At 51.9% G+C, this 23,339-nt stretch carries 27 protein-coding genes; 6 read left to right on the forward strand and 21 right to left on the reverse strand.

The window, feature by feature from the left end:
* Window positions 1-5 precede the first annotated feature (5 nt).
* Window positions 6-887 (reverse strand): hypothetical protein, encoded by an 882-nt coding sequence (locus M8010_RS14010; RefSeq protein WP_250092216.1) that lies wholly within the window; start codon window positions 885-887, stop codon window positions 6-8.
* A gap of 262 nt (window positions 888-1,149) precedes the next feature.
* On the opposite strand from M8010_RS14010, the gene M8010_RS14015 reads away from it, so the two are divergent.
* Entirely contained in the window at window positions 1,150-2,178 is a 1,029-nt protein-coding gene (locus M8010_RS14015) for a response regulator (RefSeq protein WP_250092217.1), read from the forward strand.
* A gap of 3 nt (window positions 2,179-2,181) precedes the next feature.
* A complete protein-coding gene (locus M8010_RS14020; RefSeq protein WP_250092218.1) occupies window positions 2,182-3,141 on the forward strand; it encodes a GGDEF domain-containing protein in 960 nt (319 codons plus the stop codon).
* An 84-nt stretch (window positions 3,142-3,225) separates the two neighbouring features.
* On the opposite strand, the gene M8010_RS14025 is transcribed toward M8010_RS14020, so the two are convergent.
* The 6 genes from M8010_RS14025 to M8010_RS14050 form a co-directional block, all read right to left on the reverse strand.
* Complete coding sequence (locus M8010_RS14025; protein ID WP_250092220.1) at window positions 3,226-3,594, reverse strand: histone-like nucleoid-structuring protein, MvaT/MvaU family; 369 nt, start codon at window positions 3,592-3,594, stop codon at window positions 3,226-3,228.
* Window positions 3,595-3,753: 159 nt separating this feature from the next.
* Entirely contained in the window at window positions 3,754-5,016 is a 1,263-nt protein-coding gene (gene tviB, locus M8010_RS14030; protein ID WP_284048118.1) for a Vi polysaccharide biosynthesis UDP-N-acetylglucosamine C-6 dehydrogenase TviB, read from the reverse strand.
* A 34-nt stretch (window positions 5,017-5,050) separates the two neighbouring features.
* On the reverse strand, window positions 5,051-6,496 hold the full coding sequence (locus M8010_RS14035) for an MBL fold metallo-hydrolase RNA specificity domain-containing protein (RefSeq protein WP_250092227.1): 1,446 nt from the start codon (window positions 6,494-6,496) through the stop codon (window positions 5,051-5,053).
* A 46-nt stretch (window positions 6,497-6,542) separates the two neighbouring features.
* On the reverse strand, window positions 6,543-6,836 hold the full coding sequence (locus M8010_RS14040; RefSeq protein ID WP_250092229.1) for a type II toxin-antitoxin system RelE family toxin: 294 nt from the start codon (window positions 6,834-6,836) through the stop codon (window positions 6,543-6,545).
* Window positions 6,826-7,074 (reverse strand): type II toxin-antitoxin system Phd/YefM family antitoxin, encoded by a 249-nt coding sequence (locus tag M8010_RS14045; RefSeq protein WP_250092231.1) that lies wholly within the window; start codon window positions 7,072-7,074, stop codon window positions 6,826-6,828. Before M8010_RS14045 ends, M8010_RS14040 begins: the two co-directional genes overlap by 11 nt.
* A 192-nt stretch (window positions 7,075-7,266) precedes the next feature.
* On the reverse strand, window positions 7,267-7,677 hold the full coding sequence (locus M8010_RS14050; protein WP_250092233.1) for a type II toxin-antitoxin system HicB family antitoxin: 411 nt from the start codon (window positions 7,675-7,677) through the stop codon (window positions 7,267-7,269).
* Window positions 7,678-8,079: 402 nt separating this feature from the next.
* Here M8010_RS14050 and M8010_RS14055 point away from each other — a divergent pair, with 402 nt between their 5' ends.
* Both M8010_RS14055 and M8010_RS14060 read left to right on the forward strand, forming a co-directional pair.
* The gene (locus M8010_RS14055; RefSeq protein WP_250092240.1) at window positions 8,080-8,328 is read left to right on the forward strand and encodes a helix-turn-helix domain-containing protein; all 249 of its coding nucleotides are present in this window, start codon (window positions 8,080-8,082) and stop codon (window positions 8,326-8,328) included.
* A 3-nt stretch (window positions 8,329-8,331) separates the two neighbouring features.
* Window positions 8,332-9,630 carry a type II toxin-antitoxin system HipA family toxin gene (locus M8010_RS14060; RefSeq protein WP_250092242.1) on the forward strand — a complete coding sequence of 433 codons (1,299 nt, stop codon included), beginning with the start codon at window positions 8,332-8,334 and terminating at the stop codon, window positions 9,628-9,630.
* Window positions 9,631-9,807: 177 nt separating this feature from the next.
* On the opposite strand, the gene M8010_RS14065 is transcribed toward M8010_RS14060, so the two are convergent.
* Together M8010_RS14065 and cysC are read right to left on the reverse strand one after the other, a co-directional pair.
* Window positions 9,808-11,577 carry an SLC13 family permease gene (locus M8010_RS14065; protein WP_250092249.1) on the reverse strand — a complete coding sequence of 590 codons (1,770 nt, stop codon included), beginning with the start codon at window positions 11,575-11,577 and terminating at the stop codon, window positions 9,808-9,810.
* Between the two features lie 6 nt (window positions 11,578-11,583).
* Window positions 11,584-12,204: an adenylyl-sulfate kinase gene (gene cysC, locus M8010_RS14070; RefSeq protein ID WP_250092251.1), complete on the reverse strand. Its 621-nt coding sequence runs from the start codon at window positions 12,202-12,204 to the stop codon at window positions 11,584-11,586.
* A 118-nt stretch (window positions 12,205-12,322) separates the two neighbouring features.
* Between cysC and M8010_RS14075 the strand changes: the two genes are divergently transcribed.
* Window positions 12,323-12,637 carry a type II toxin-antitoxin system TacA family antitoxin gene (locus M8010_RS14075; protein ID WP_250092253.1) on the forward strand — a complete coding sequence of 105 codons (315 nt, stop codon included), beginning with the start codon at window positions 12,323-12,325 and terminating at the stop codon, window positions 12,635-12,637.
* Window positions 12,637-13,173 carry a GNAT family N-acetyltransferase gene (locus tag M8010_RS14080; RefSeq protein ID WP_250092260.1) on the forward strand — a complete coding sequence of 179 codons (537 nt, stop codon included), beginning with the start codon at window positions 12,637-12,639 and terminating at the stop codon, window positions 13,171-13,173. The genes M8010_RS14075 and M8010_RS14080 overlap by 1 nt, the downstream gene beginning before the upstream one ends.
* A gap of 31 nt (window positions 13,174-13,204) precedes the next feature.
* Here M8010_RS14080 and M8010_RS14085 read toward each other — a convergent pair whose 3' ends face one another.
* The 12 genes from M8010_RS14085 to M8010_RS14140 form a co-directional block, all read right to left on the reverse strand.
* Window positions 13,205-13,489, reverse strand: coding sequence for a DUF4351 domain-containing protein (locus M8010_RS14085; protein ID WP_250092263.1), 285 nt, complete (start codon window positions 13,487-13,489; stop codon window positions 13,205-13,207).
* Window positions 13,490-13,546: 57 nt separating this feature from the next.
* Window positions 13,547-13,885, reverse strand: coding sequence for a type II toxin-antitoxin system PemK/MazF family toxin (locus M8010_RS14090; RefSeq protein ID WP_250092269.1), 339 nt, complete (start codon window positions 13,883-13,885; stop codon window positions 13,547-13,549).
* The gene (locus M8010_RS14095) at window positions 13,876-14,082 is read right to left on the reverse strand and encodes a hypothetical protein (protein ID WP_250092270.1); all 207 of its coding nucleotides are present in this window, start codon (window positions 14,080-14,082) and stop codon (window positions 13,876-13,878) included. Before M8010_RS14095 ends, M8010_RS14090 begins: the two co-directional genes overlap by 10 nt.
* 50 nt (window positions 14,083-14,132) lie before the next feature.
* The gene (locus tag M8010_RS14100) at window positions 14,133-14,498 is read right to left on the reverse strand and encodes a GxxExxY protein (RefSeq protein WP_250092272.1); all 366 of its coding nucleotides are present in this window, start codon (window positions 14,496-14,498) and stop codon (window positions 14,133-14,135) included.
* A 226-nt stretch (window positions 14,499-14,724) separates the two neighbouring features.
* Entirely contained in the window at window positions 14,725-16,665 is a 1,941-nt protein-coding gene (locus M8010_RS14105) for a polysaccharide biosynthesis protein (protein WP_250092273.1), read from the reverse strand.
* Window positions 16,666-16,667: 2 nt separating this feature from the next.
* Window positions 16,668-17,219, reverse strand: coding sequence for a sugar transferase (locus tag M8010_RS14110; RefSeq protein WP_250092275.1), 552 nt, complete (start codon window positions 17,217-17,219; stop codon window positions 16,668-16,670).
* Window positions 17,220-17,231: 12 nt separating this feature from the next.
* Window positions 17,232-18,185, reverse strand: a complete 954-nt coding sequence (locus M8010_RS14115; protein WP_250092278.1) for a UDP-glucose 4-epimerase family protein — start codon at window positions 18,183-18,185, stop codon at window positions 17,232-17,234.
* A gap of 20 nt (window positions 18,186-18,205) precedes the next feature.
* Window positions 18,206-19,018: a glycosyltransferase gene (locus M8010_RS14120; protein WP_284048119.1), complete on the reverse strand. Its 813-nt coding sequence runs from the start codon at window positions 19,016-19,018 to the stop codon at window positions 18,206-18,208.
* 5 nt (window positions 19,019-19,023) lie between these two features.
* Window positions 19,024-20,166 carry a glycosyltransferase gene (locus M8010_RS14125; protein ID WP_250092281.1) on the reverse strand — a complete coding sequence of 381 codons (1,143 nt, stop codon included), beginning with the start codon at window positions 20,164-20,166 and terminating at the stop codon, window positions 19,024-19,026.
* 1 nt (window position 20,167) lies between these two features.
* Window positions 20,168-21,259 (reverse strand): EpsG family protein, encoded by a 1,092-nt coding sequence (locus tag M8010_RS14130; protein ID WP_250092282.1) that lies wholly within the window; start codon window positions 21,257-21,259, stop codon window positions 20,168-20,170.
* The gene (locus M8010_RS14135) at window positions 21,256-22,146 is read right to left on the reverse strand and encodes an ATP-grasp fold amidoligase family protein (protein WP_250092284.1); all 891 of its coding nucleotides are present in this window, start codon (window positions 22,144-22,146) and stop codon (window positions 21,256-21,258) included. Before M8010_RS14135 ends, M8010_RS14130 begins: the two co-directional genes overlap by 4 nt.
* Window positions 22,147-22,223: 77 nt before the next feature.
* Window positions 22,224-23,327, reverse strand: coding sequence for a glycosyltransferase (locus tag M8010_RS14140; protein WP_284048120.1), 1,104 nt, complete (start codon window positions 23,325-23,327; stop codon window positions 22,224-22,226).
* Between the last annotated feature and the right edge of the window lie 12 nt (window positions 23,328-23,339).

Below are 23,339 nucleotides of genomic sequence, written 5' to 3' on the forward strand. Positions count from 1 at the left end.
AGCATTTAAAACAACTGGGTACCCATATCCTGCCGATGCGTCTGCAGGCGCTGCACACCCTCGCCCATCAGTTTGCTCATCTCTACCGTCATGCTCGTGGGCAGATTGATAAACACCCCTTCTCCGGCATTGATGACATTGGCGCCATCCGGACTTTGCCACTCCACCCCCTCACGCTGGAAGCCGATGAAGAAATCATTGGTGAAGCCAGTGGTGCCATCGGCGTTCTCTTCGCCCACGATAATGGACTGAAGATGCGTCAGAGGCGCACAGTTGGTGGGGTCGGCACCACAATTCGTGGCGCCATCATCGATTCCAATATGACTGGCCCGATACTTGGTGGCCTGGCTGTTCTGATCAAAAAGCGTGGCGTCGTACGTCTGGTCACCGTCTGTCAGCTTCAGGCCAATGTTACCGCTGAAACTGCTGGTCAGCGATGATACCGACCCCCTCGCCTGCGCGAACCCCATGCGAAATCCGGAGAGCTTGCCCTCCTCGGGACTTTCAGCCAGTTCGATAAACGGTTGATATGCTTCGAAGTACACGGTGTCACCGGCCTTGTAGGTACGACCGTTGAATTGCTCGCCATCATTCCGGGCAATATGCCCAAGAGCCACGTGCTGCGCGGCGAAGTCTGTGCCGCTATCGATCTCGCCGAGTTTCACACCATCCGCATTGACCCGGGTTTCCACATCCATGCCCAGTGTCATACGGGTGAACTGATGGCTTGTAGTGTCATCGCCGATGTTCTCGATCTGCATAAAAGCCTGCCCGGTCACCTCACCCATTGTTTCGTCAGAAATGGGCTGCAGTTCGGCCTCGGCACCGGGCGCAATACCCAGGCAGAACAGGGGAACGGCAGCGTATCCATACGCCTGCTGTCTCATAGTGGTCGTCTCTGAAAACTTTTATCGTTTTATTTGCTGTACACACTGTAACCGTGGCCGATCGGCCAATGAGTGAGCAGAGTCACAATCAACGTTTACAATTCAGTAATACTCGGCCAACTTTGAACACAGTCACATAACACTTGGCTTAAAATACTTACAAATTCTGACCGAACGTTACGTATCGTGTAGCAAACGTATACATGAAATTCACGGCTGGTATAATTTCGCCTCTTATGATTGACGCTCAACGGCCTCCTCAATGACCACCCGCATACTGATTTGTGACGACTCCGCACTTGCCAGAAAACAAATGGCCCGTGCCCTGCCAGAGGGGCTGCGTGGAGACGTCAGTTACGCAAAAGATGGCCTGGAAGCACTGGAGAAACTGCGACGGCATGAAGCCGAGCTGATGTTCCTGGATCTGAACATGCCGGAAATGGACGGTTACCAGGTGCTCGAACAGGTCCGCAAGGAAGACCTGCCCGTCATGACCATCGTGGTTTCCGGCGACATCCAGCCTGAAGCCCGGGAGCGGGTGAAAAAACTCGGCGCGATCGACTTCATCAAAAAGCCCACGGAAACCGATACCGTTCTCGACCTGCTGGTGGAATACGGCGTTTACCGCCCGGGCGACATTGAAGACGCCGCGCTGCAGGATACCAACCTCCACAACACCGGCAGCATTACCCCGGAAATCTCTGTTTCCCTCAATGACTACCTGCAGGAAATCTCCAACGTGGCCATGGGGCGGTCGTCGGATCTGCTGGCCCGCCTGTTAAAAGTTTTTGTAAAACAGCCTATTCCCAAGGTGGCTTTTCTGGCCAATTCAGAGCTGCATATGGCGATATCCTCGGTCAACGACAGCGACACCTATTCCGCCGTGTGCCAGGGTTTTACCGGTGCCGGTATTGCCGGAGAAGCACTGCTGCTGTTCGCCGATGCCAGCTTCAGGGACATGGCAGAAATGCTCCACTACGAGACCTTCGAAGGCGAGGCTGTCAACGTGGAGGTGCTGATGGACATGTCGAGCATCCTCTTCGGTGCATTCCTCAAAGGCATCGGCGACCAGCTGGACCTCAAGCTCAGCCTTGGCCACCCGACTGTACTCGGCCAGCACCGGCAGATTACCGAACTCCTGGAGCACCACAGCACCCGCGAAGAACAGCTACTTTGCATTGAGATCTGCTACACCCTGGAAGACCGGGCCATTGAGTGTGACATGCTGATCCTGCTTACCGAGGATTCCGTGCCCTTCCTCGAAGACCGACTTCAATACCTGGTGGACTGACCTATGGCCATAGACGAATTTGAAGCGAGCTCCTTCCACTGGCTGGTGGACATGCTGGAATCCGTGGAAGTCGGCCTGGTCGTGCTGGATCTGGACTTCCGGGTGCAGGCCTGGAACGGATTCATGGAAAATCACAGCGGCATCACCGCCGGCAAGGTCCGCAATCAGGTGCTGTTCGATGTGTTTCCAGACATTCCAAAAGCCTGGCTAACCCGCAAAGTAGACGCCGTCGCATTGCTCAACACCCGGGCCTTCACCTCCTGGGAGCAGCGCCCTTACCTGTTCCGGTTCCGCAATACCCGGCCCATCACCGGCACCGAAGAATACATGTTCCAGAATCTCACCATCAGCCCGCTCCTGGGCATTACCGGGAAGGTCGAAAAGGTGTGCCTGATGGTGTATGACGTCACTGATATCGCCAGTAACAAACGGGCCCTGGAACGGGCCAACTCACAACTGGCCAAACTCAGCATGACCGACCGCCTCACCGGCCTGATCAATCGCGGCACCTGGGAAAACCTCATCGACGCCGAGTTCGAGCGCTACCGGCGCTATGGCAACCCCACCTGCCTGGTGATGTTCGACATCGACCACTTCAAACCGGTGAACGACACCTATGGCCACCTGGCCGGCGACGAAGTCATCAAATACACCGCCAAAGTCATGCGCGACAGCCTCCGCCAGTCCGACAGCCCCGGTCGCTACGGCGGCGAGGAATTCGGCATCATCCTGCCGGAAACCGACGCCGAAGGCGCACAGGTAATTTGTGAACGCATCCGCGAAACCATCCAAAACAGCACCGTACAAACCACCGCAGCACCGATTCAGTACACCGTCAGCATCGGCATAGCGCCGCTAACCGACGTACCGGAAAATCACATGCAATGGTTACAACAAGCAGACGAAGCGTTATACGCCGCCAAGGAAGGAGGAAGAAACAGAGTGGTAGTTTTTGGCGAGTAACTGCAAGTTGGATTAGAACCGTAAGTTGGATTAGCGCCAAAAGGCGCGCAATCCAACACTAGCATTCAAGTATAAATCAACAAATCAATCCTGCTGCCAACCCTGCACAGTCTCTTTACCATGCTTCTTCCGCCACTCATTCAGAACCTTGTGGTTACCACCACGGGTCTCAACCACTTCACCGGTGTGCGGGTTCTTATAAGTTTTCATCGGGCGCTTGGGACGACTACCAGTCGCAGTATCAGCCTTGGCACCAGCAATGGAGGGATCAATTGCACCCAGAATCTGAAGCACGTCTTTTGGCGACTTGTCGTACTTCTTCATCAGCTCACGAACCTTGTTTTCAAACTCAAGTTCGCCCTTCAGAGCCTGATCCTGTTCCAGTTTGGCCAGTTCTTCAGAGAGCTTTTCCATAAGCTGTTTTTTCTGGTAGTAATCGTTAATCTTTGCCATGGATATAAACCTTAATTAAATTAACTGCAAATCAAGTGATCGAGAATTCAAAACTGATAATAATGGATAAATGGAAACATGGCAAAATAATTCATTTAAAAAACAGTCATTCATAAAAAAACCAGCCCGAAGGCTGGCTTTATTTAGAGAATGTTTTGATTACAATCTCAAGTCCGCCTCACCCAACGGCAACACACCTTTCAGATCAAACAGCACCCCATTGTCTTTCAGATATTCCCGCAATTCACCGGAAGAACGCTCCGCATATTCCCGATGCGGCACGGCCAATAAAACCGCGTCATATTGCGCTTTCTCCGGGTTCTGATGCAATGAAAGTCCATACTCATGCTCGGCCTCTTCATTATTCGCCCAGCAATCCGTAACATCTACATTGCAACCGAATTCAGTCAACTCTTTAACCACATCAATAACGCGGGTATTGCGCAAATCAGGACAATTTTCTTTAAAGGTAAAGCCCATAATCAGAACCCGGGCATTGGCAATGGTATGCCCCGCCTTAATCATGGCTTTCACCAGTTCAGACGCAGCATAAGGGCCCATATGATCATTCACACGGCGGCCAGCCAGGATAATTTCCGGGTGGTAACCAATAGCCTGGGCCTTGTGAGTCAGGTAGTAAGGGTCCACACCGATGCAATGCCCGCCAACCAGGCCAGGCTTGAAGGGCAGAAAGTTCCACTTGGTGGCGGCAGCAGCAATCACTTCGTGGGTATCAATCTTGAGTTTCGAAAAGATCATCGACAATTCATTCATCAACGCAATGTTCAAATCGCGCTGGGTATTCTCGATAACCTTGGCGGCTTCAGCCACTTTAATAGAACTGGCTTTATGGGTGCCGGCGGTAATAATGCCCGCATAAAGCTCGTCCACTTCAGTGGCAATTTCAGGCGTTGATCCCGAAGTCACCTTTTTAATCGATGTTACGCGATGCTCTTTATCACCCGGATTAATCCGCTCTGGGCTGTAACCCGCATGGAAATCCTGGTTGAACACAAGTCCGGATATTTTTTCCAGGATGGGAACACACACCTCTTCCGTGGCACCCGGGTAAACCGTGGACTCATAAATAACAATATCGCCACGCTTGAGTACTTTCCCCAGACTTTCACTGGCCTTAACCAGCGGTGTTAAATCCGGGGATTTAAATTCATCAATCGGCGTTGGCACCGTCACAATATAAATCTGACAATCGCTAATATCGTCCAGCGAATCCGTAAACGACAGCCCCTTCGAAGCCGCCAATTCCTCACGGGAAACTTCACGGGTAAAATCGACACCATCTTTTAGCTCAGCTATACGCTTGGCATTGATATCAAAGCCGACAGTGTCACGCTTTTCCCCAAAAGCCGCTGCCAAAGGCAGACCAACATATCCCAGGCCGACTACGGCGATTTTTTTCATAAGTCCAACAATCCTTAATTAACGAATAACGGGTTCAAGCCAAACCGGGAATCATTATCCCCGTTAGCCCAATAGAATGAAATTGTCTTTTCAAAGCCTCTTTGGCATCCGCATCCCCATGCACAATCCGAATCTCCGAAGGGGCCGGCTCAATCCCGCTGACAAACCGCACCAGATCCGATTGCCCCGCATGGGCTGAGTATCCTCCTACCTGATGAATCCGGGCACGGATATCGTAACGCTCACCATCCAACTCCACCCAGCCGCCACGGGGCCCATAGTTCAGGATATCCCGACCCGGGGTGCCTTTAGCCTGGTAGCCCACAAACAACACATCATTGCGTTCATCAGCCAGCATGGCTTTCAGATAATTCACCACCCGGCCGCCGGCGCACATGCCAGAGCCGGCCAGAACCACGCAGGGGCGATGTGAATTCGCCAGATAGTTGACGGCGTTGAGATGGTCTTCGTGACTGTTAATGACAGTGAGCTGTTCGAAAGAAAGCGGATGCCGGCCCTGCCTGACCAGCTCGGTAGCTTCGGCATCCCAGAAGGGTTTGAGGTCGCGGTAGATTCTGGTGAAAGTGGCGGCGAGTGGTGAGTCTACGACGATTTCCAGTTTGTTCCAGGTGAACTCGGTTATGGGGTCTGACCCCGTGCCAAACTCCCCAATCAAACTCTCAATCTCATACAACAACTCCTGCGTCCGCCCAATACTGAACGCCGGCACCAACACCGTCCCGCCATCCTCAAGCGCATGCTCCAACACCGCCTTCAAGCGATACCGCCGATCCTCCCGGCTTTCATGGTCCTTGTCACCGTAGGTGCTCTCAATCACCACCCGGTCGGCACGCTCCGGCGGCTGTGGCTCCGGCAACAACGGCGCATGGGGTGCACCAAGGTCGCCACTGAACACAATCCGCTCCGACTCACCATCGCATTGGGCCTCGCACTCCACATAAGCCGAACCCAGAATGTGCCCCGCCCTCTGCAACCGAACGGAAAGCGACGCCTCCTCACCGTTTCCACCAAAGACAGAATGCCACTGCCCGTAAGGTACCGGCACAAGCCGCGAACGAATCAGCCCCAGCACCCGTTCAATCAACGTCCGGTCCCGGGTAAAGCCAATCTTCAGCGCATCTTCCAGAATCTCCGGCAACATAATCGCCGAAGGCTCCGAACAGATAATCGGCCCCTCAAAACCGGCGGCAAGCAGATAGGGAATCCGGCCTACATGGTCTATGTGTACATGGGTGACCACCAGCGCACGGATGTGGCTGATAGGAAAATCAATGGAAAGATCTAAAGCAGTAGCGCCGTTGCCGGCTTCCTCGCCCTGGAAAAGGCCGCAATCGATTAGAATGCCGGAGGGCTTGGTGCTTGTGGGGTCTGACCCCGAGGGGTCAGACCCCTTAACCGTCAGCTCATGGCAAGAGCCCGTTACCCCTGTCACCGCTCCGTGGTGTTTAATGTCTATCATAGTCCCTTACCGTTTACCCTGAATGTTCCATTCTCAGACGGACACATCATTTAATACGACGCTTCGCCTTGGTATATACATCTGCTCTCTCGCGCTTCCCTACCGCTACAACAGTCACAGTTACCGTCTCGTCCTCAACCTCATAGACGAGTCTGTACCCGACACTTCTCAGTTTGATTTTATAGCAACTATCAAACCCTGAAAGGGCATCAGAAGGAACGCGAGGAAGCTCCAGTCGTTCTGCAAGCTTCTTTTTGAACTGCTTTTTAATAGGTTCAGCGAGCTTTTTCCATTCTTTTAAGGCAGACGCCTTAAAGGCAAGTTGGTACTTAAAGCTCACTCAAATCAACCCTGACACTTTGTTCCGAACGGCGCTCGCGCACGATTTCAGCAAGGCTCTGATCGTCAAGGCGCTCCAACATGGATTCATAAACATCGGCCGGCACACAGTAAAAAGCAGGCTTGTTCCGGTTGAGCACTGCCACAGGGAAACCATCCCCATCACGAACCGTCGCCATAGGGTTCTTTTTCAGCTCAGACACACTGGCAGTCACTTCAGAATAGATTGGGCTGGTCATAACAACACCTCAAGACCTGTTAACTGGTCTTATAATACGACAACCATAGGGATGATACAAAAAAGAGTTATCGCGAAAGGTACGGTCGGCCCGGGGGTGGGGGTACCTTTTCTGCCAGAAAAAGGTGTCCGAGCGCAGCGAGTTCTTTTTCCAAAGAAAAGGTACCCTGCCGCCGGGCCAGGCAACTGTCATTCAACGAACCCCCTTCATCCGCTCCAAAGCCGCTTCAGTAAGAAAAGCAGACCGGGACCGGGCTTCTTTAGAATGGATCTTAACGTAACGGTCAATCTGCCGGAGCACCAGACTGGGTACGGTGATATTAATTTTCTCCGCCTTTCCCAGGAAAGGCGTCACATCAACCTCTACAAAACCCCAGATTGCACCTTCAAAATCCGGATTGTGACGGTGCTCAGAAATGGGCTGTGCAGAAGGAATTTCTTCGCCAGATTCCGCCAACAGCTCTAAATGGCCCAGAATGGCTTCACGTGCATTATCCAACGCCTCATCTTCATTGTCGCCCGCAGAGAAACAGCCCTGAATATCTGGCACTGTAACGCCGAAGCTCTTGCCATCATCTGTATGCAACGCGACTGGGTAACGCATAGTACCTTCCTCGACTTTCTATAGCCTTAGGGCCAGACAATCACTGCCAGCCATCGTTCTCCAGCTTTTCCTGACATCAGAGCTTTTCATGCAAATCCCTTTGCTTTAGTGGTTACTATAACCACCATCTAGAATTTGTCAACACTATACCCACCACGCAGTGAGCTGTCGTGGATGGATAGGGGTGTCAGCCTCAAAGGTTCAATCGGCCCGGGGGTGGGGATACCTTTTCTGCCAGAAAAAGGTGTCTGAGCGCAGCGAGTTCTTTTTCCAAAGAAAAGGTATCCCCACCTCCGGGCCAGCCCCCGCAGCCTTCAGGCTGCATATATACCGACAAAAGGATAAATTGAAAATATCCCCCAAAGGGTATAATCTCACTTTAATCCGCCATAAGGGATAAAGATGAAAATCACATCACCCAAACTACTCGCCCAGGCGTTAAAAAACGCGCGCACGGACAAAAAGCTGACTCAGCAAAAAACAGCTGAGCAAATCGGCATTAAACAATCAACCGTCTCAGGCCTCGAAAATCAACCAGACAAAGCCAGAATCGAGACCCTGTTCAAACTGCTGTCCGCGCTGGAACTGGAACTGCACGTCACCGAACGCGACAACGAAAAACCAACCACAAACTGGGATCAGGAGTGGTAACCAGTGAGTAGTCTCACCGTGGCCCTCAACGGCATCCAGGTCGGCCAGTTAAAACTGGAACCTTCCGGTGCAATGACGTTTCAATACAGCAAAGACTGGCTGAATCGCCCTGGCGCCAGGGCCATATCGCTGTCGTTACCCTTGTCCGCACAGCGTTACAGTGGGGCGTTGGTTTACAACTTCTTCGACAACCTTCTGCCAGACTCAGATGTCATTCGCGGGCGAATGCAGGCACGGTTCAAAATACCGACCAGCCACCCCTTCGATTTACTATCACGCATTGGAAGGGACTGTGTGGGCGCCATACAGCTCTACCCTTCGAGTTCCTCGGTTCCCTCGATCAATAAGGTGGACGCCGAACCACTCCATGAAAGTGACATCGAAACCATTCTGAAAAACCACCAGAACAACCCGCTGGGAATGACCGATGACAATGAGTTCCGCATTTCCCTGGCGGGCGCCCAGGAGAAGACAGCGCTGCTTTGGTTCAAAAACCAGTGGCATCGTCCGTTTGGCGCTACCCCCACCAGCCACATACTGAAGTTGCCGATCGGGTTTATCGGACAAAGCAACATCGATTTGCGGGAAAGCGCGGAAAATGAATGGCTTTGCCTGGAAATTGCCAGGGCCTACGGACTACCCACCGCTCAATCGGAGATTGGTCACTTCGGGGCCGAGAAGGCGTTAATCGTCGAACGTTTTGACCGGCGCTGGTCAAAAGATAAAACCTGGCTGATGCGCCTGCCCCAGGAAGACTTTTGCCAGGCACTCGGCATAGCACCCGCACTGAAATACGAAAGCGATGGCGGCCCGGGCATTCGTGAAGGTATGCAACTGCTACTGGGCTCTCAACAAGCTAACCAGGACAGGGACAATTTTTTCAGGGCCCAGATCCTCTACTGGCTTATGGCAGCCATCGACGGCCACGCCAAAAACTACAGCCTGTTCCTGGAAGCCGATTCCGCCTACAGAATGGCGCCTCTTTACGATGTACTGTCAGCCTATCCACTCATGGCGCAAGGCAGTATTCCGGCCGAAAAAGCCAAAATGGCCATGTCCCTCAAAGGACATAACCGCCACTATCACTGGGCCAGAATTCAACCCCGCCATTTCCTCAGCACTGCGCAACAAGTGGGCTTCTCGACACAGAAGGCGAAGACCCTAATGGACGAAATGGCTCAGAAAACAGAAACCGTCATCGGACATATCGATTCCATACTTCCAAATGACTTTCCGAACCACATCAGCCAACCCATTCTTGAGGGACTTCAGAAACAGACAGAGAAGCTGAAAACGGGATGAGCACTAGAAGGCCTGATCGGCCCGGGGGTGGTGGTACCTTTTCTGCCAGAAAAAGGTGTCTGAGCGCAGCGAGTTCTTTTTCCAAAGAAAAGGTACCCCCACCGCCGGGCCAGCCTCAAAACTGTCAGGCTAAGAGGTGTCGGATTACGCTTCGCTAATCCTACCTACGGGATATCGTCAAAACGCCCAGACGAAAGGGATCAGGGAGATGGCCGTAGCACCTACCAGAAGGCTAAGCGGAAACCCCAAACGCACATAATCCATGAACTGATAACGCCCCGGGCCATACACCATCAGGTTGGTCTGGTATCCCAGCGGAGTAATGAACGAAGCCGAGGCCGCAAACATCACCGCTACCGCAAAGGGCAGGAAATTCACACCCAACTGCTCAGACACCGCCAGCGCAATAGGAAACATCAGCACCGCCGCCGCATTATTGGTAATGACTTCGGTAAACGCCGCCGTAAGAATGTACACCAGCGCCAACGCCAACCAGGGCGTCAGCGGACCAAACAACCCCAGCAAACCCTCGGCTACCCATAGCGCCCCGCCCGTCTCCGTCATGGCCGTGCCCAGGGCGAAAGACGCCGCAATCACCACCAGCACTGGCAAATCCACACTACGGCGGGCACGGCTGGCGGTAATACAGCCAGTCACAATCATCGCGCCCGCTGCCAGAAACGCCGCTTCGATAATCTGCAGCAACCCCAAGGCACTGGCCAGCACCATCAGCAACAAAATACCCAACGCCCGCGGCGCCTTGCGGAAATCCGGCGGCGTGGAATCATTCAGCGCGCTGACCAGCAGAAAGTCCCGACGAAAGCGATACTGCTCCACAAACTCATGGCTGGACTCCAGCAGCAGGGTATCCCCCATCTTGAAGGTAATATCCCCCAACTTACCCGGCACTCGGTTACCTTCCCGGGAAACCGACAGAATCGCCGCGTTGAAACGGGTACGGAACCGGCTTTCCCGCACCGTCTTACCCAGCGCCGGGAATTCCTGCCCCAGAACCACCTCCACCAAGCAGCGTTGATGGTTGGCCAGCTCCAGCTTATGGATACTGGCCTGGGCGGGCTTCAGGCCCTGAATCCGCCGCAACTCACTGGCGCATTCCGGCGCCCCCACAAAATACAGCTTGTCACCGGGCTGCAGCATCCGGTCCGGCTCTACCGCCGTAATCAGCCGGCCACCCCGGTCGATCTCCGTCAGGTAGCCGTAATTCAATGCCCGCAAACCCGCCTGCGCCACCGTCTTGCCCACCAGAGGCCCGGTAGCGTCCACTTCAACCTCAACCCCGTATTCCCGAACCTGCTCCAGCTCCTCCTTCATGCCACCCCGGTCCGGCAGCACGCGGGACGCCACCAGCACCAGGTAACATCCGCCCACCAGCAACAGGGGCACCCCCACCCAGGCCAGTTCAAACAGCCCCAGATTGATCCCCAATCGCGTCTGCAGCATGCCGTCCACCACCAGGTTGGTACTTGTGCCGATCAGCGTACAGGTACCACCCAGAATGGCGGCGTAACTCAGGGGTAAAAGAAGGCGGGAGGCAGGAATACCCAAGCGCTGGGCCCAGTCCTGAATGGCGGGAATAAACATGGCAACCACAGCGGTGTTGTTCATAAAACCGCTGAGAATACCGGTCGGCGCCAGCATCCGCAGCTGGGCACCCTTCTCGGTTTTCGGATGCCCCAGCAGCAAACGTGCAATCCACTGCACCGCGCCGGTCTCCTTCAGCCCAGCAGCCACCACATACAGCGTGGCAATGGTAATCACACCCGGGTTCCCAAACCCCGCCAACGCCTCAGCCGGCCCCAGGATGCCGGTAATCAACAGGAACGCCAGGGCCGCCATCAACACCAGGTCGGCGGACACCCGGGTAATCACCAGGGCGGCGAGGACGGTAAACAGGGTAAGCAGCGTAACAATGGCTTCCCATGCCATAGAAAATTACGCTCCAGTAGCTTGCGGCGGGGTAAAAATCAGTTGTCGTTTAAGCAGATAGTCGATCAGCCGGTTCACACACTCATCCACCGACATCACCGAGGTATCCAGGCGCACCTCCGGCCGCTCCGGCACCTCATATGGCGAATCGATCCCCGTAAAGTGCTTGATCTTGCCGGCGCGGGCCTTCTCATAAAGCCCCTTGGGGTCCCGCTGCTCACAGGTCTCAATCGGGGTATCCATAAACACCTCGATGTACTCCCCGGCCGGGAAAAGGTTGCGCACCAGGCGCCTGTCACTGGTAAACGGCGAAATAAATGCACTGAGCACAATCAACCCGGCATCGGTAAACAGCTTGCTGACCTCACCAATACGCCGGATATTCTCAACCCGGTCCTCATCAGAAAACCCCAAGTCTTTGTTCAGCCCGTGCCTGACATTATCACCATCCAGCAGAAACGTATGATAACCGCGCTCATACAGCGCCACATCCAGCGCATTGGCAATGGTGGACTTACCAGAGCCGCTCAAGCCGGTAAACCACAAAAGGCAAGGACTTTGATTCTTCGGAACCGCCCGGTCCGCCCGGGTAACTTTCTGGTGATGCCAGACAACATTTTCAGACATTAAACAGCTACCTTGCTATTGGAAAGTTAAATCGGCCCGGCGGGGCCAGCCACACTGGAACTGTACGCCCATTGGACGTACACTACCCCAATACAACGTTATTATTAAGGAACTCCAAATGCTTACTACATCACCACCCGACAACAACCCGGAAGCCCGGAAGCGCAACACCGCCCGCTTCAACTTCCGCACAACCGAACGGATCAAGAAAACCGTTGAGCGTGCGGCGGCATTGATGGGGCAGGACACATCAACCTTCGCCATTGATGCAGTTTACCAGCGGGCCATCGAGACGATACAGGCCCACGAGGTAACGCACCTCAAACCTGAGGACCATCAGGCGTTCTTTGAAGCCCTGGAGCAGCCCCCTGCCCCCACAGACAAACTGCGCGCCGCTTTCGCCCAGCATAAGGAAAAGGTTGAGAAGCGCTGATGCCGGGTAACATTATTATCGAGCCGCTCGATGCCCACAAACATGATCGAGCGGCTTTTTCGTCAGGGGTTGAGCCCGTTGATAACTTTCTACACAAAACAGCCGGCAAATTGATGAAGGGGGGTACTGCAAGGGTCTTTGTAGCGGTCAACCCTGAAGACTCCCCCACAACCATTCTTGGCTTCTACTCAATTAACGCGCATAGCATTGAATATAAGGACCTTCCCGGCCGCTACCGGCGATACTCCCTGCCTGACGGCAACATTCCTGCCGCCTTCATCGGCATGATGGGGGTCACCAGAACAGCTCAGTGGCATGGCCTGGGAAGTTTGCTCCTTGCTGACGCACTCAAGGGAGCCTACCTGGCCTCACACAGAGTAGGAACAGCCGTAGTTATGCTTGATATCCTCGATTGCTGCAACCCGTCAGCGATAGCCCGAAGGCAAAGGCTCTACGAAGGGTTCGGATTTCAATGCCTGCCCTCCCAACCCCTCAGAATGTTCCTTCCGGTCGCCACCATTGCTGAGGCGCTGTAGTGAGTATATGGGGTTCTTTAACTTCTGACCGTCAATGATCCTGAAACACATCCGCCAACGAATCCGCATCCAGTATACGCTCAGCCCATAGCTCTAACTGCTTCTGATCAGCCGCTTCAAGCCGGTGCCGGGTTTGTGGGTCCAATGAGCCGAAGCGACGCTGTAACTGCCGGCTTAGTACGGCGCGTTCGCCATTCTCCATGCCCTTTTCCATGCCTCTTTCCATGCCCTGGGCCATACCTTCTGCCCTTAGCCGTTCACTCAGGCTTGCCATGGTTTTATCCTCCTGCGGGTACTGCGCTTTGTACTGTTCCATTTCATTATCATCCAGGGCTGAGTAGATGTCGATGAAGTCAATGTACTCGCAAATGATTCAACAGCACCCGAAGTATCGACAAAAATCCGAATGCAACTTCTGAAAGCGTGCTGGAGCCAGCGCACCATATTTTTTAATAATTACATGCTTTGAGATGACAAATGTCTTCCTGACCATAATTTTGGAAGGCTTAGGAAGCACCCCCTCGACCAGATCAGCAGCCTCCAAAAGGAACTCGTCAGCATGCAACGTATTAACCTTGCTACTCACTGGAATGCCAACAAAATCATCAAATGGAAGGTTGTCCCGAAAAACGACAACCGGCCTTCGCTTACTAGCGCCAAGATCAGAAAAATAAAATTCGCATAGCACGAGCTCTCCCTGCTCTACTTCCATACTTCATCCTCTGCTGGATCCTTCCATTCTTCAACATTCCCCGCTGCATGGTTTGAGAGTGCACGGAGCTCTGAATCCGAGCTTTCACCCTCAAGCAAAACCACTATTCGAGCATGGGTATTTTTCAAAAGGGCGTATTGCTCAGGTATCTTGACTACACCATCACGAATATCAGCTTCAAATTCGACAGCGTACATACATCCCTCCACCGGCAAGACTTTAGGTCCATCATAACAGGGAAAGTCCCTCATAATACGACCCGCTTCACCACTGCCCTGGGAAACGAAAAATTAACCAACAGCCCAAGCTCTTTCCCGGTAGCCTTCAGGTAGTTGATCAGCTGCGGCTCTGCCGACAGTGGCATCTTTTGCTGGGCTTTGAGTTCGATGATAACCGAGTTCTCCACCAGGAGATCCAACCGATGTTCGGCAATGGGCTCGCCTTTGTAGCGAATAACCACTGGCACTTCGCTCGCCACAGCCAGCCCGACCTGCTGCAACTCCCGAATCAGTGCTTTCTGATAAACCGACTCCAGAAAGCCTGCGCCCAGGTGCCGATATACTTCATACACACAACCGGTAATGCGATAGCACAGCTCTTTTTCCTTGAGCATTATACATCCCTATTTTTAAGGACTTTTTTTAGCCACTAAATCCACGAAATAACACGAAAGTAAAACCAGAAATCACTCACGTTTCCTCGCGGATCTCCCAGTCAATGAATCCGTTATCTTTGTCCTTTTTTCGTGTTCTTTCGTGGATTTCGTGGCAAAAAAACATCATTAGTCCCCACAAATAACCTCTAATTCAAGAGATACCGGCGCGCCCGGGGCGAGATTCCTAAACCGACAACCGATGCACCTTGTCATCCTGGCGGCCCTCAGCCACAACATCCGACTGCCCGTTACACCAAACCAGGTCCTCCAGCTCGCTATTCGGCGCATACCCCGTCTTCGCGTTCTTCAGCACCTCGACAATGGCACTACAGTCAAAAGCCTGACTGGCGCGCTGCAACTGGCCCAGCAACTCCTCCACCCGCTCCCAGGACAAAGACACCTCCCGCGCCATCATAATGCGTGGGTGAGACGTACCCTGCGGGTCATCACCAATCAGCAACTCCTCAAACAGCTTCTCGCCTGGGCGCAGGCCAGTGAAAACCACCTCAATATCGCCATCCGGCTGGTCCTCGGTTTTCTCCTCCAGCCCCATCAGGTGAATCATCTTACGGGCAAGGTCTGCGATGCGCACCGGCTCGCCCATATCCAGCACAAACACCTCACCACCCTGCCCCATACTGCCGGCCTGCAGCACAAGCTGGCTGGCCTCGGGAATGGTCATGAAATAGCGAATGATGTCCTGGTGAGTAACCGTTACCGGCCCGCCGTCACGAATCTGGTCACGGAACAGCGGCACCACAGAGCCGGACGACCCCAGCACATTGCCAAACCGCACCATGGAAAACACGGTTCCACGCTGCCGCTCCGCCAACCCCTGCAACACCAGCTCCGCCAGGCGCTTACTAGCCCCCATCACATTGGTGGGGCGAACCGCCTTGTCGGTGGAAATCAGCACAAAACGCTCAACACCAGCAGCAATAGCCGCCTCGGCCGCGTGCAGGGTGCCGAACACATTGTTCTGAACACCCTCAATAACATTCTGCTCCACCAGCGGCACATGCTTGTAGGCCGCCGCGTGGTAAACGGTTTCCACCTTAAAGCCCTTCATCACCGTCTCACAGCGTCGGCGATGGGCCACATTGCCCAGCAGCGGGTGAATCTGCACCTCCAGGCCCTCAATACGGTTGATGGCCTGAAGCTCCCGCTCAATGGCATACAACGAAAACTCGGACTGCTCGAACAACACCAGCACCCGCGGGCGATGCTGAATAATCTGCCGGCACAGCTCCGAGCCGATCGAACCGCCCGCCCCCGTCACCATCACCGCCTTGTTGTAAAGGCTACGGGCCACGATGGCCGAGTCCGGCCGTACCGGATCACGCCCCAGCAAGTCATCCAGTTCCAGATCGCGGATATCATTGATTCGCGCCTGCCCCGCCACCAGTTCCGACATGGACGGCACCGTCTGCACCGGGATGGACAGGGGCTCCAATTGCTTCAACAGCTGTTTACGGTCCACTTTCGAGTCCACATCCAGTGCCAGAAGAATCCGCTGCACGCGAAACTTTGGCAGGTGCTTGGCAACATGATTGATACTCACCACCGGCAAACCGTTGATCAGCGATTTGTGATTAGCGCGCTCAAAGGTGACAAACACCACTGGGCGGTATTCCATGCCCTGCTCCAGCGCCGAGGCAAGCTGCATACCGGTCTCGCCGGCGCCGACAATGGCCACCGCCTCTTTTGCCCGTTGTCTGGGGTGGTTTACGATCATGCGAACGCCGAGGCGGGTACCGCTTACAAACAGGAAGGCCAGCGCGCCGTAGATGATGGGAACGGAGCGGGGAACAAACACCTGAAGGAGATAACCCAAGACAATCAGTGATATGGCGGAAAGCGCAACCCCATAGATAATGGTAAGGAACGCCCGATCCCCCAGATACCGAATCACCGCACGGTACAAGCCGAGGCGGATAAACACCGCAATGGTAAACACGACAGTGATAGCGGCCACCACCAACTGATCACGGTTGGGCACCCATAGCTGCTGCTCCAGCCTCAGGGCATAAGCTGCCCAGATAGCAGCAAATAGAACGACCATATCGGAGACCACGGATATGATGCGCTTCTGCACCCTTGGCAGATTCAGAAAGGTTTTGATCATGATCAGTCCTTTACACGATCACCGGCGCCTTTTCCGAGCACCGTTTGAACAATGTAGCGAAAGTAGTTTTTCAGATTCAGACTCGCTAACATCTTAGCATCGGTTTCCGCCAGCAGACATGGCGTGGACATGTCAATATCATTAATTTGCGCTAGGCCGGTGATACCGGGGCGGGCCTTAAGCACGCCCCTAGAGTCCCGTTCGGCAATCAGCTCTTCCTGGTTGAATAAACATGGACGAGGGCCAACAAGGCTCATCTCTCCTTTTAACACGTTCCAGAGCTGAGGAAGTTCATCCAGTTTGGTGCGGCGGAGGAAGTGGCCGAATTTTGTAATCGAACCGGCGCTAGCCAGGTGGCTGGCAACCGAAGCAGTGTCTCTTTTCATGGTGCGAAACTTCACCAACGTGAACGGCCTTTTGTTACGCCCTACCCGTTGCTGAAAAAAAACTGGAGAGCCCGTATCAAATAGACCGATCACCACCAACAACAGCAATACAGGCAAACCGAACACCAGCCCGAACAAGGCAAACATCAAATCCAACAAACGAATCACAAGAAATCCTTATTATTCGGGAAAGCAGCGTTTCAGCCCTTCTTCCACACTCAATGGCGGCTGCCAGCCAAGCAGGTTACGGGCTTTGGATATATCCACCTGCAATGAACCCAGCAACCGCTGTGCAGTAGCTCTTTTCCCAAGCAGCAGAGCCCCGAACTGCAACAAGCCAGCAGGGAAAGGTATCAAGCGAGAAGGCTTACCCATCGCAGCAGCGACGCGACATAACAGGTCAGATGTGGACAAATCCTCCCCATCCGCTGCGAGAAAAACCTGATTGGCTGCAGCCGGGTGATCAATACAGGTGATGATCAAATCAACCAGGTTATCCAGCGATATCAAAGACCGTTTATTATGTATAGCGCCTAAAGGCAGGGGAAAGCCTTTTTTAACCAGTTTCGCCATGTTATTAAAATTGCCTTTCACTCCGGGTCCATAGACTAAAGGTGGACGAATTATCACAATCTCCATCCTCGTCTTCCGAGCAATAGCAAACAAAGCTTCCTCGGCATCTGCCTTGGACTGTCCATAGGGATCGCTAGGGGCAAGTGCATCTTTAGCGGTAAAAGGTACTCCAGGTTTCGTGAACTCACCATTCACCTTAATGGAACTGAGAAATACGAAACGTTTAACACCCGAACGGGCAGCTTGCTCTGCGAGTGCGCATGTTCCCTCAACATTGGTGCGTCGGAATTCCCATAGAGGATCCACAGCATCATCGTTCATTACATGAACGCGCGCAGCGAGGTGTACGATAACGTCCACTTTTCCCAGATCAAGTGTTGAATTTAAAGCACTGGAAGAAAGTTCAGGCACAGTAACTGTCTGTGAAGCGAAAGGAACCGGGATGAAGTTCCGTGTCAATGCGACAATTGGCCAGAGTTTCTCCTCACTTAAACACTGAACAAGACGGTTACCGACGAAACCAGTTGCCCCGGTAATCAGTATTTTATTGCGTATCACCATATGATGGGCTCACTAACCAATCAGGAGCGGGGGCCGAAGCGTCGCATAAGCTGGTAAGCCCAATGCTCGAAGCGGCCGGGCAACATTGACCTTAAGAACGGCGCGAAACACGCCACACGCTTCCAGTACGCCAATCCCAGTGCACTTGCACCTCGATAACCAACTCTACCCTGCTGAAAAGCTAATCGAGGCGTCTGTTTTCGTAACATGCTCCAATCGAATCGATAGTACAACAAGACCTGCGGGATATTCGCAAAGGTTGCACCGTGGCGGGCGCAACGAAACCAAAGTTCATAGTCTTGGCGGCGCCGTAACGAATTGTCGTATCCACCCAACGATTCAATAAGCTGCTTACGAAATATGACCGTAGGATGAAGCAGTGGACATGTCCAAAGCATTGATATAATTGCAGCATGTTCCAATGGCACTCTTCGCGTCGCACCAAGCTCACCATTACGGTTTACCTCACGCGCAAAGGAGCCAGCGATGTCAATTTCCGGATTGGCATACATGAACTCCAATTGGCGTTCGATGCGATTGGGAGCACACATATCGTCCGCATCCATCCGGACCACGTATTTATAACTGCAGTGTTTAAGCCCAAGATTCAAAGCTGAAGCTAGCCCTTGATTGGAGTCGTTTCCGCACCGCCGAATCGGAAGCTGGCACTCATGGTAGTGAATCATTTTCTCCTGAAGATCGGTGAGGGGGCCATCATTTACGAGAATCACTTCGGCAGGCATCATCGTCTGCTGGGCAAGGCTTTTCAGCGCCTCGTTCAGCAAACCTGAATCATCGCCTGAGTAGACAGGAAGCAGGACGGAACACGGCATAATTGCTAAGCCCCCGCCCCCAGTGTCATTAGTTCGTCGTAAAGATTCTGATAATTGACTGCCATGGCACGAGCACTCAGTTCATTTTTTGTTAACTCAATGGCGGACTGCCTCATGACCTGAATGTCGCAATCCATCATGGTGCGAAACCCCTTTTTGAGGCTAACGGCATTGCCTGTCTCAAAGCTCACTCCAATGCCTGGCTTCATTTCAAGTAACTGATGGTGGGGTTCAATATCTGAAATAAGGACAGGAAGACCACAAGCCATGGCTTCAAGCGCGGCATTGGGAAGCCCCTCTCCCATTGAGGCAGAAACATAGAAATCACTAGCTTGTAGATAGCTCCTAACATCCGATACCCGACCCTCAATACGAATATTACCGCAACCTTGAGTAAGGCTTCTGGCAGCATCTTCGAGTGGGCCAGCACCAATTAGAATCAGAAGCTGTGAACAATCATCACCGAACGCATTTTTAAAGCCTTCAATCAAAGTAATCGGATCTTTACGCTGGGAGAGATGGCCAGACACAAGCCATATCGTCGCGCTAGACGAGAAACCTAAATGGTTGCGAATTTGTTGTTTTTCAAATTCGTTTACGGGTTCAAAAACATCTGTATCCACCCCGTTCATAACTGTTGTAACGGTCACATGTGGAACCAATTTGCGAAGGTTCTCCGTGACTGGCCTTGAGACACCAACAGTAAGATCAAGCCTTTTTAGGCAACGGGTATGAACGAAAGACATTAATTTTCCAAGCGATCTCCCATACGTTAGCGGGTAATCAAGCTGTGGATAATTTCTAAGCGTTGCAATGCGCGAGATGTGTCTATAAGCCGAACTTGATACCATCGCATCCGCCCGGATACCTTGAGTATGAACCAGTTGTGCTCCCGTTTGTCGAATAACATCTCTCACATATTTATTCGCGCGAAAAGCCCCCTGCATTCGAGACAAATCAAGGACTTTCACATCCACCCCATGGGAAAGGAATTGATCTTTCAACGAGTCTTTAGGTTCCGGTGATAACGTCACGATCTGAGGTTTATATCGAGTTAAGTCTAGGTTCTTTACTAGATTCAACAGCTGGGTGGTCGGCCCAGTGCGCTGCAGTGTGCTTACTACGTAGACAACAATAGTTGGAGGCATGTTACAAAGTCGCTGTTAGAATCGATGAATAGGAAACCCGCTCCCGGGTTTTTAGATAGAACCAAAGGATCGCATATCCAAACACGGCGAAGACACCGACAACCTGTTCCTTTTGTTTTAAGGCTGGAATGAAACTGGGTAAGAGAATCGTGATAGCCGGCACTGTTAATAGTTCCCGAATGCGCCCAGCAACGATCCCATAATCAAGCACCAGAAAAAACAACGCCGTACCGTAAACATAAAGTGGAATTAGAGATTTGTTAAGTGGCCAGGCACTCGTTAAAGGACGATAGAAAAAAAGAAAAATGCAGGAAAGTAGAATATGGAGAATGTAAGTGCCACCAAGAATTCGTATTCCGCCAACGTCTTCCCTCAAAGCATATTTTATGAGGCGAGACGAATCGGGCACGCCAGCAAGGCCCGCCAACTCAACAATCATCAGGCCGACTCCGCCAGTTAGTGACACCGCAATAGCAACTACCAGCACAACTGGCATAATCTTAATATTTGGGAAATAGCGAATCAGATAGAATGGCAGAGCTATAGCTGCGGATACATGGAATAGTACGCCCGCGAAAATACACAGACAGAACTTCCTAAAAGAACCCTTCTGAATATAGAGCATGCTTAGCAGCACAAATGTTGCCGCCATGCCGGATCTAGCTCCACTGTGATCTTTCCAAAACCACTCCTCCGCGAAATAGATGAGAAAAGACAGAATAAATATGGGAGACGTTTTAGAAAAAACATAAATCTTAAGAGAAACACTGAGAACAGCCCACAAAAAGACGAACACCGCATATGAATCAGTCAACTCCCGAACCAGGAACGCGAGAGCTGCGTAACCAGACTCAATCGGAGTGTTCTCTCCAGCTTTGTAAATAAACCAATTAAAATCCGACAATGTATCGGTACTATAAAAAATTTCTTTGTAGCTATAGTAATCGGAGCCGACGCCAAACCTTAACCCTAGTAGCGCCGTCAGGCAAAGCAGGGTATAGCCGACGAGGAGGTTCGGAGCCACCACATAATGCGCCCTGCTGTAAAGATAGGCTGACATGAGCAACAGCAGAACGCCAGTATAAGGAATCATAGGCAGGGATTTTCTGTCCACAGGTTGCCGAGCCACTCATCATATGCCTTATCAGAAAACCGCCCCCTTCCAGATTCATTTGCAAACGTTATCTCACCGAAAAAGATCGCTCCTTCCACATTGTAAAGATCCACTCGCGCATATGAGAAGGGTGATGCAAGATCTTTAGCAATATCTAGCATACGATCAAAGTGGAGGGGACGGGGTACCTGTGTATAGATTGCAGGATAGCGTACTGAAAACGGTAGCCAATTAAGCTCAGAGTCAAAAAAAGACCGAGTGTGATTGGTAAACCTGTCAAAATCTACATGAAGAATGATCGTTGGATCCTGATCCACACCGTGACTAAAAACATGGAACTTATAATCACATAATTGAACGCCTGGACCAGTTTCAATCTTACTCTCAATCAGGTATTTAGGAGTTATATCGCTGTACCAATTCTCGCATTGCAGCTGGCCGAACTTGGATTTGAGTCGAGAATTTACAGCCGCACAAACACTCCTCAGTTGCTCATCACTCCAAGTGCTATTCACAAAAAAGGGCGCGCCAGAATCGTGGTTAGTCTTCAATACTACCTCTCCGTGCTCCGCAATAGTTCTCCTCAAAATATCGAGACTAAGCTGCTCACCTTCGGCTAAATTTCTCAGTACAACTAAATCCGGGTGCCTGCCAGCAACGTAAATTTTTGCCCCAATTTTGTCAGCGCATTTTGAGAACAGTGGGTTCGACCAATTGAGCTTCCTATGTAATGTTTTCTCGTTAAAAGTCACTGGGCATCGGTGCCTTGGAAAGTAACCCGTGTTAAAGCGAAAACGTATTTGCTCTCGCAGAGTTAAAGGTAGGGCTAAATAAACAGATTTTAGAAAATTATTGAATGAACTCATGGTGTAGCTCAGCATTGTCAAAGAAACGAAACAGAACTGCCTGAATTAACGCGGTTTTTGGTTTATGTTGCGAATGGCTATTCCTCGACGTCTAAAGCATCTAAATATTGAAGAGCAATCCCTTTAGAATCGAAACGCCCTACAGCCTCACTCAGCAAATAAGAAGGATGAGGAGTTTCCAGTTGCCGCATAATCTCATTGGCTAAAGCGGTAATATCGCCAGTTGGGACAAGCGAACCGAAACGACCCTTATCGAGAATTTCCCGCATAGCGCCTTTACTGTCGAAACACACCACTGGTGTACCACACGCCATTGCCTCCGGCATCACATATCCAAATCCTTCCCAGAGTGAAGTCTGAACGAAGACGTGCGCACAGGCGAATTCTGAAAAAGGTGCAGTAAGAAAACCAGTGAGCTCAACGGTACCCTCAAGCTGGAGCTCTCTAATCATACGCGCCAAGGTATCGTAGTGCGGGCCATCCCCAATAATTTTCAGAATTACATTCGGGTACTTCTCCCGAACCTTCACTACAGCGCGTATCGCATCCTCAAAATTTTTCATGGGAACGAGCCTTCCGCAAGCCACTAAAGATGGATGCTCAGTTTTCTTCGAATTTTCGGCCTCAGCACGAATGGATTTAAGATCCAGCGGATTGTAGATAGTCTTAATTTTGGATGGTGAAAGACCCAGATATTCTACCAAGTCTTTTTTTGTTTCTTCCGAATTGGCAATAATGCCTTCCGCTCTATTGTAAAAAATCTTCATAAGGATGAAGATCAACCGATCACTCGGGCTAGGTTTATCGAAGAAACGGTCAAGAGTAGCGGCTTCTCGAATAAAGAGTTTACCCCGCCCCAGATTAAGGAAGTTTGCTCCAACACAAAACAGATTAAGTTCACGAACAGTCGACATAATGGCACGATCTTGATTCCTACGAAGATACCGTACCATGAAGAAAAACGATTTAATTACACCTTTGATGCGCCCTTTAGAAGATACCGGGTATAAGACGATTTTACGTGCGCGATTTGATAGCATTTCTCTGTAGGGCCCGGTATCACGGAGCACAATAAAGTCGACCAAATGCCCAAGATCAAGAAAAGTATTCGCTAGTGTAACCATTACGCGTTCCGCACCTCCACCAGAAAATGAAGGGCTAATTAATGTTATTTTTGACATATTAATCTAACA

The sequence above is a fragment of the Marinobacter sp. ATCH36 genome (assembly GCF_023555055.1).
In the GTDB taxonomy this organism is placed as follows: Bacteria; Pseudomonadota; Gammaproteobacteria; order Pseudomonadales; family Oleiphilaceae; genus Marinobacter.

Coding starts and splice junctions, on each gene's coding strand:
- M8010_RS14135 (WP_250092284.1), bottom strand. CDS start 22,146: ATGAGTTCATTCAATAATTTTCTAAAATCTGTTTATTTAGCCCTACCT.
- M8010_RS14045 (WP_250092231.1), bottom strand. CDS start 7,074: ATGACCAGCCCAATCTATTCTGAAGTGACTGCCAGTGTGTCTGAGCTG.
- M8010_RS14065 (WP_250092249.1), bottom strand. CDS start 11,577: ATGGCATGGGAAGCCATTGTTACGCTGCTTACCCTGTTTACCGTCCTC.
- M8010_RS14010 (WP_250092216.1), bottom strand. CDS start 887: ATGAGACAGCAGGCGTATGGATACGCTGCCGTTCCCCTGTTCTGCCTG.
- M8010_RS14105 (WP_250092273.1), bottom strand. CDS start 16,665: ATGATCAAAACCTTTCTGAATCTGCCAAGGGTGCAGAAGCGCATCATA.
- M8010_RS14050 (WP_250092233.1), bottom strand. CDS start 7,677: ATGCGTTACCCAGTCGCGTTGCATACAGATGATGGCAAGAGCTTCGGC.
- M8010_RS14115 (WP_250092278.1), bottom strand. CDS start 18,185: ATGGTGATACGCAATAAAATACTGATTACCGGGGCAACTGGTTTCGTC.
- M8010_RS14015 (WP_250092217.1), top strand. CDS start 1,150: ATGACCACCCGCATACTGATTTGTGACGACTCCGCACTTGCCAGAAAA.
- cysC (WP_250092251.1), bottom strand. CDS start 12,204: ATGTCTGAAAATGTTGTCTGGCATCACCAGAAAGTTACCCGGGCGGAC.
- M8010_RS14095 (WP_250092270.1), bottom strand. CDS start 14,082: ATGTACGCTGTCGAATTTGAAGCTGATATTCGTGATGGTGTAGTCAAG.
- M8010_RS14035 (WP_250092227.1), bottom strand. CDS start 6,496: ATGATAGACATTAAACACCACGGAGCGGTGACAGGGGTAACGGGCTCT.
- tviB (WP_284048118.1), bottom strand. CDS start 5,016: ATGAAAAAAATCGCCGTAGTCGGCCTGGGATATGTTGGTCTGCCTTTG.
- M8010_RS14080 (WP_250092260.1), top strand. CDS start 12,637: ATGCCGGGTAACATTATTATCGAGCCGCTCGATGCCCACAAACATGAT.
- M8010_RS14055 (WP_250092240.1), top strand. CDS start 8,080: ATGAAAATCACATCACCCAAACTACTCGCCCAGGCGTTAAAAAACGCG.
- M8010_RS14075 (WP_250092253.1), top strand. CDS start 12,323: ATGCTTACTACATCACCACCCGACAACAACCCGGAAGCCCGGAAGCGC.
- M8010_RS14130 (WP_250092282.1), bottom strand. CDS start 21,259: ATGATTCCTTATACTGGCGTTCTGCTGTTGCTCATGTCAGCCTATCTT.
- M8010_RS14090 (WP_250092269.1), bottom strand. CDS start 13,885: ATGGAAGTAGAGCAGGGAGAGCTCGTGCTATGCGAATTTTATTTTTCT.
- M8010_RS14085 (WP_250092263.1), bottom strand. CDS start 13,489: ATGGAACAGTACAAAGCGCAGTACCCGCAGGAGGATAAAACCATGGCA.
- M8010_RS14125 (WP_250092281.1), bottom strand. CDS start 20,166: ATGCCTCCAACTATTGTTGTCTACGTAGTAAGCACACTGCAGCGCACT.
- M8010_RS14025 (WP_250092220.1), bottom strand. CDS start 3,594: ATGGCAAAGATTAACGATTACTACCAGAAAAAACAGCTTATGGAAAAG.
- M8010_RS14140 (WP_284048120.1), bottom strand. CDS start 23,327: ATGTCAAAAATAACATTAATTAGCCCTTCATTTTCTGGTGGAGGTGCG.
- M8010_RS14020 (WP_250092218.1), top strand. CDS start 2,182: ATGGCCATAGACGAATTTGAAGCGAGCTCCTTCCACTGGCTGGTGGAC.
- M8010_RS14100 (WP_250092272.1), bottom strand. CDS start 14,498: ATGCTCAAGGAAAAAGAGCTGTGCTATCGCATTACCGGTTGTGTGTAT.
- M8010_RS14120 (WP_284048119.1), bottom strand. CDS start 19,018: ATGCCGTGTTCCGTCCTGCTTCCTGTCTACTCAGGCGATGATTCAGGT.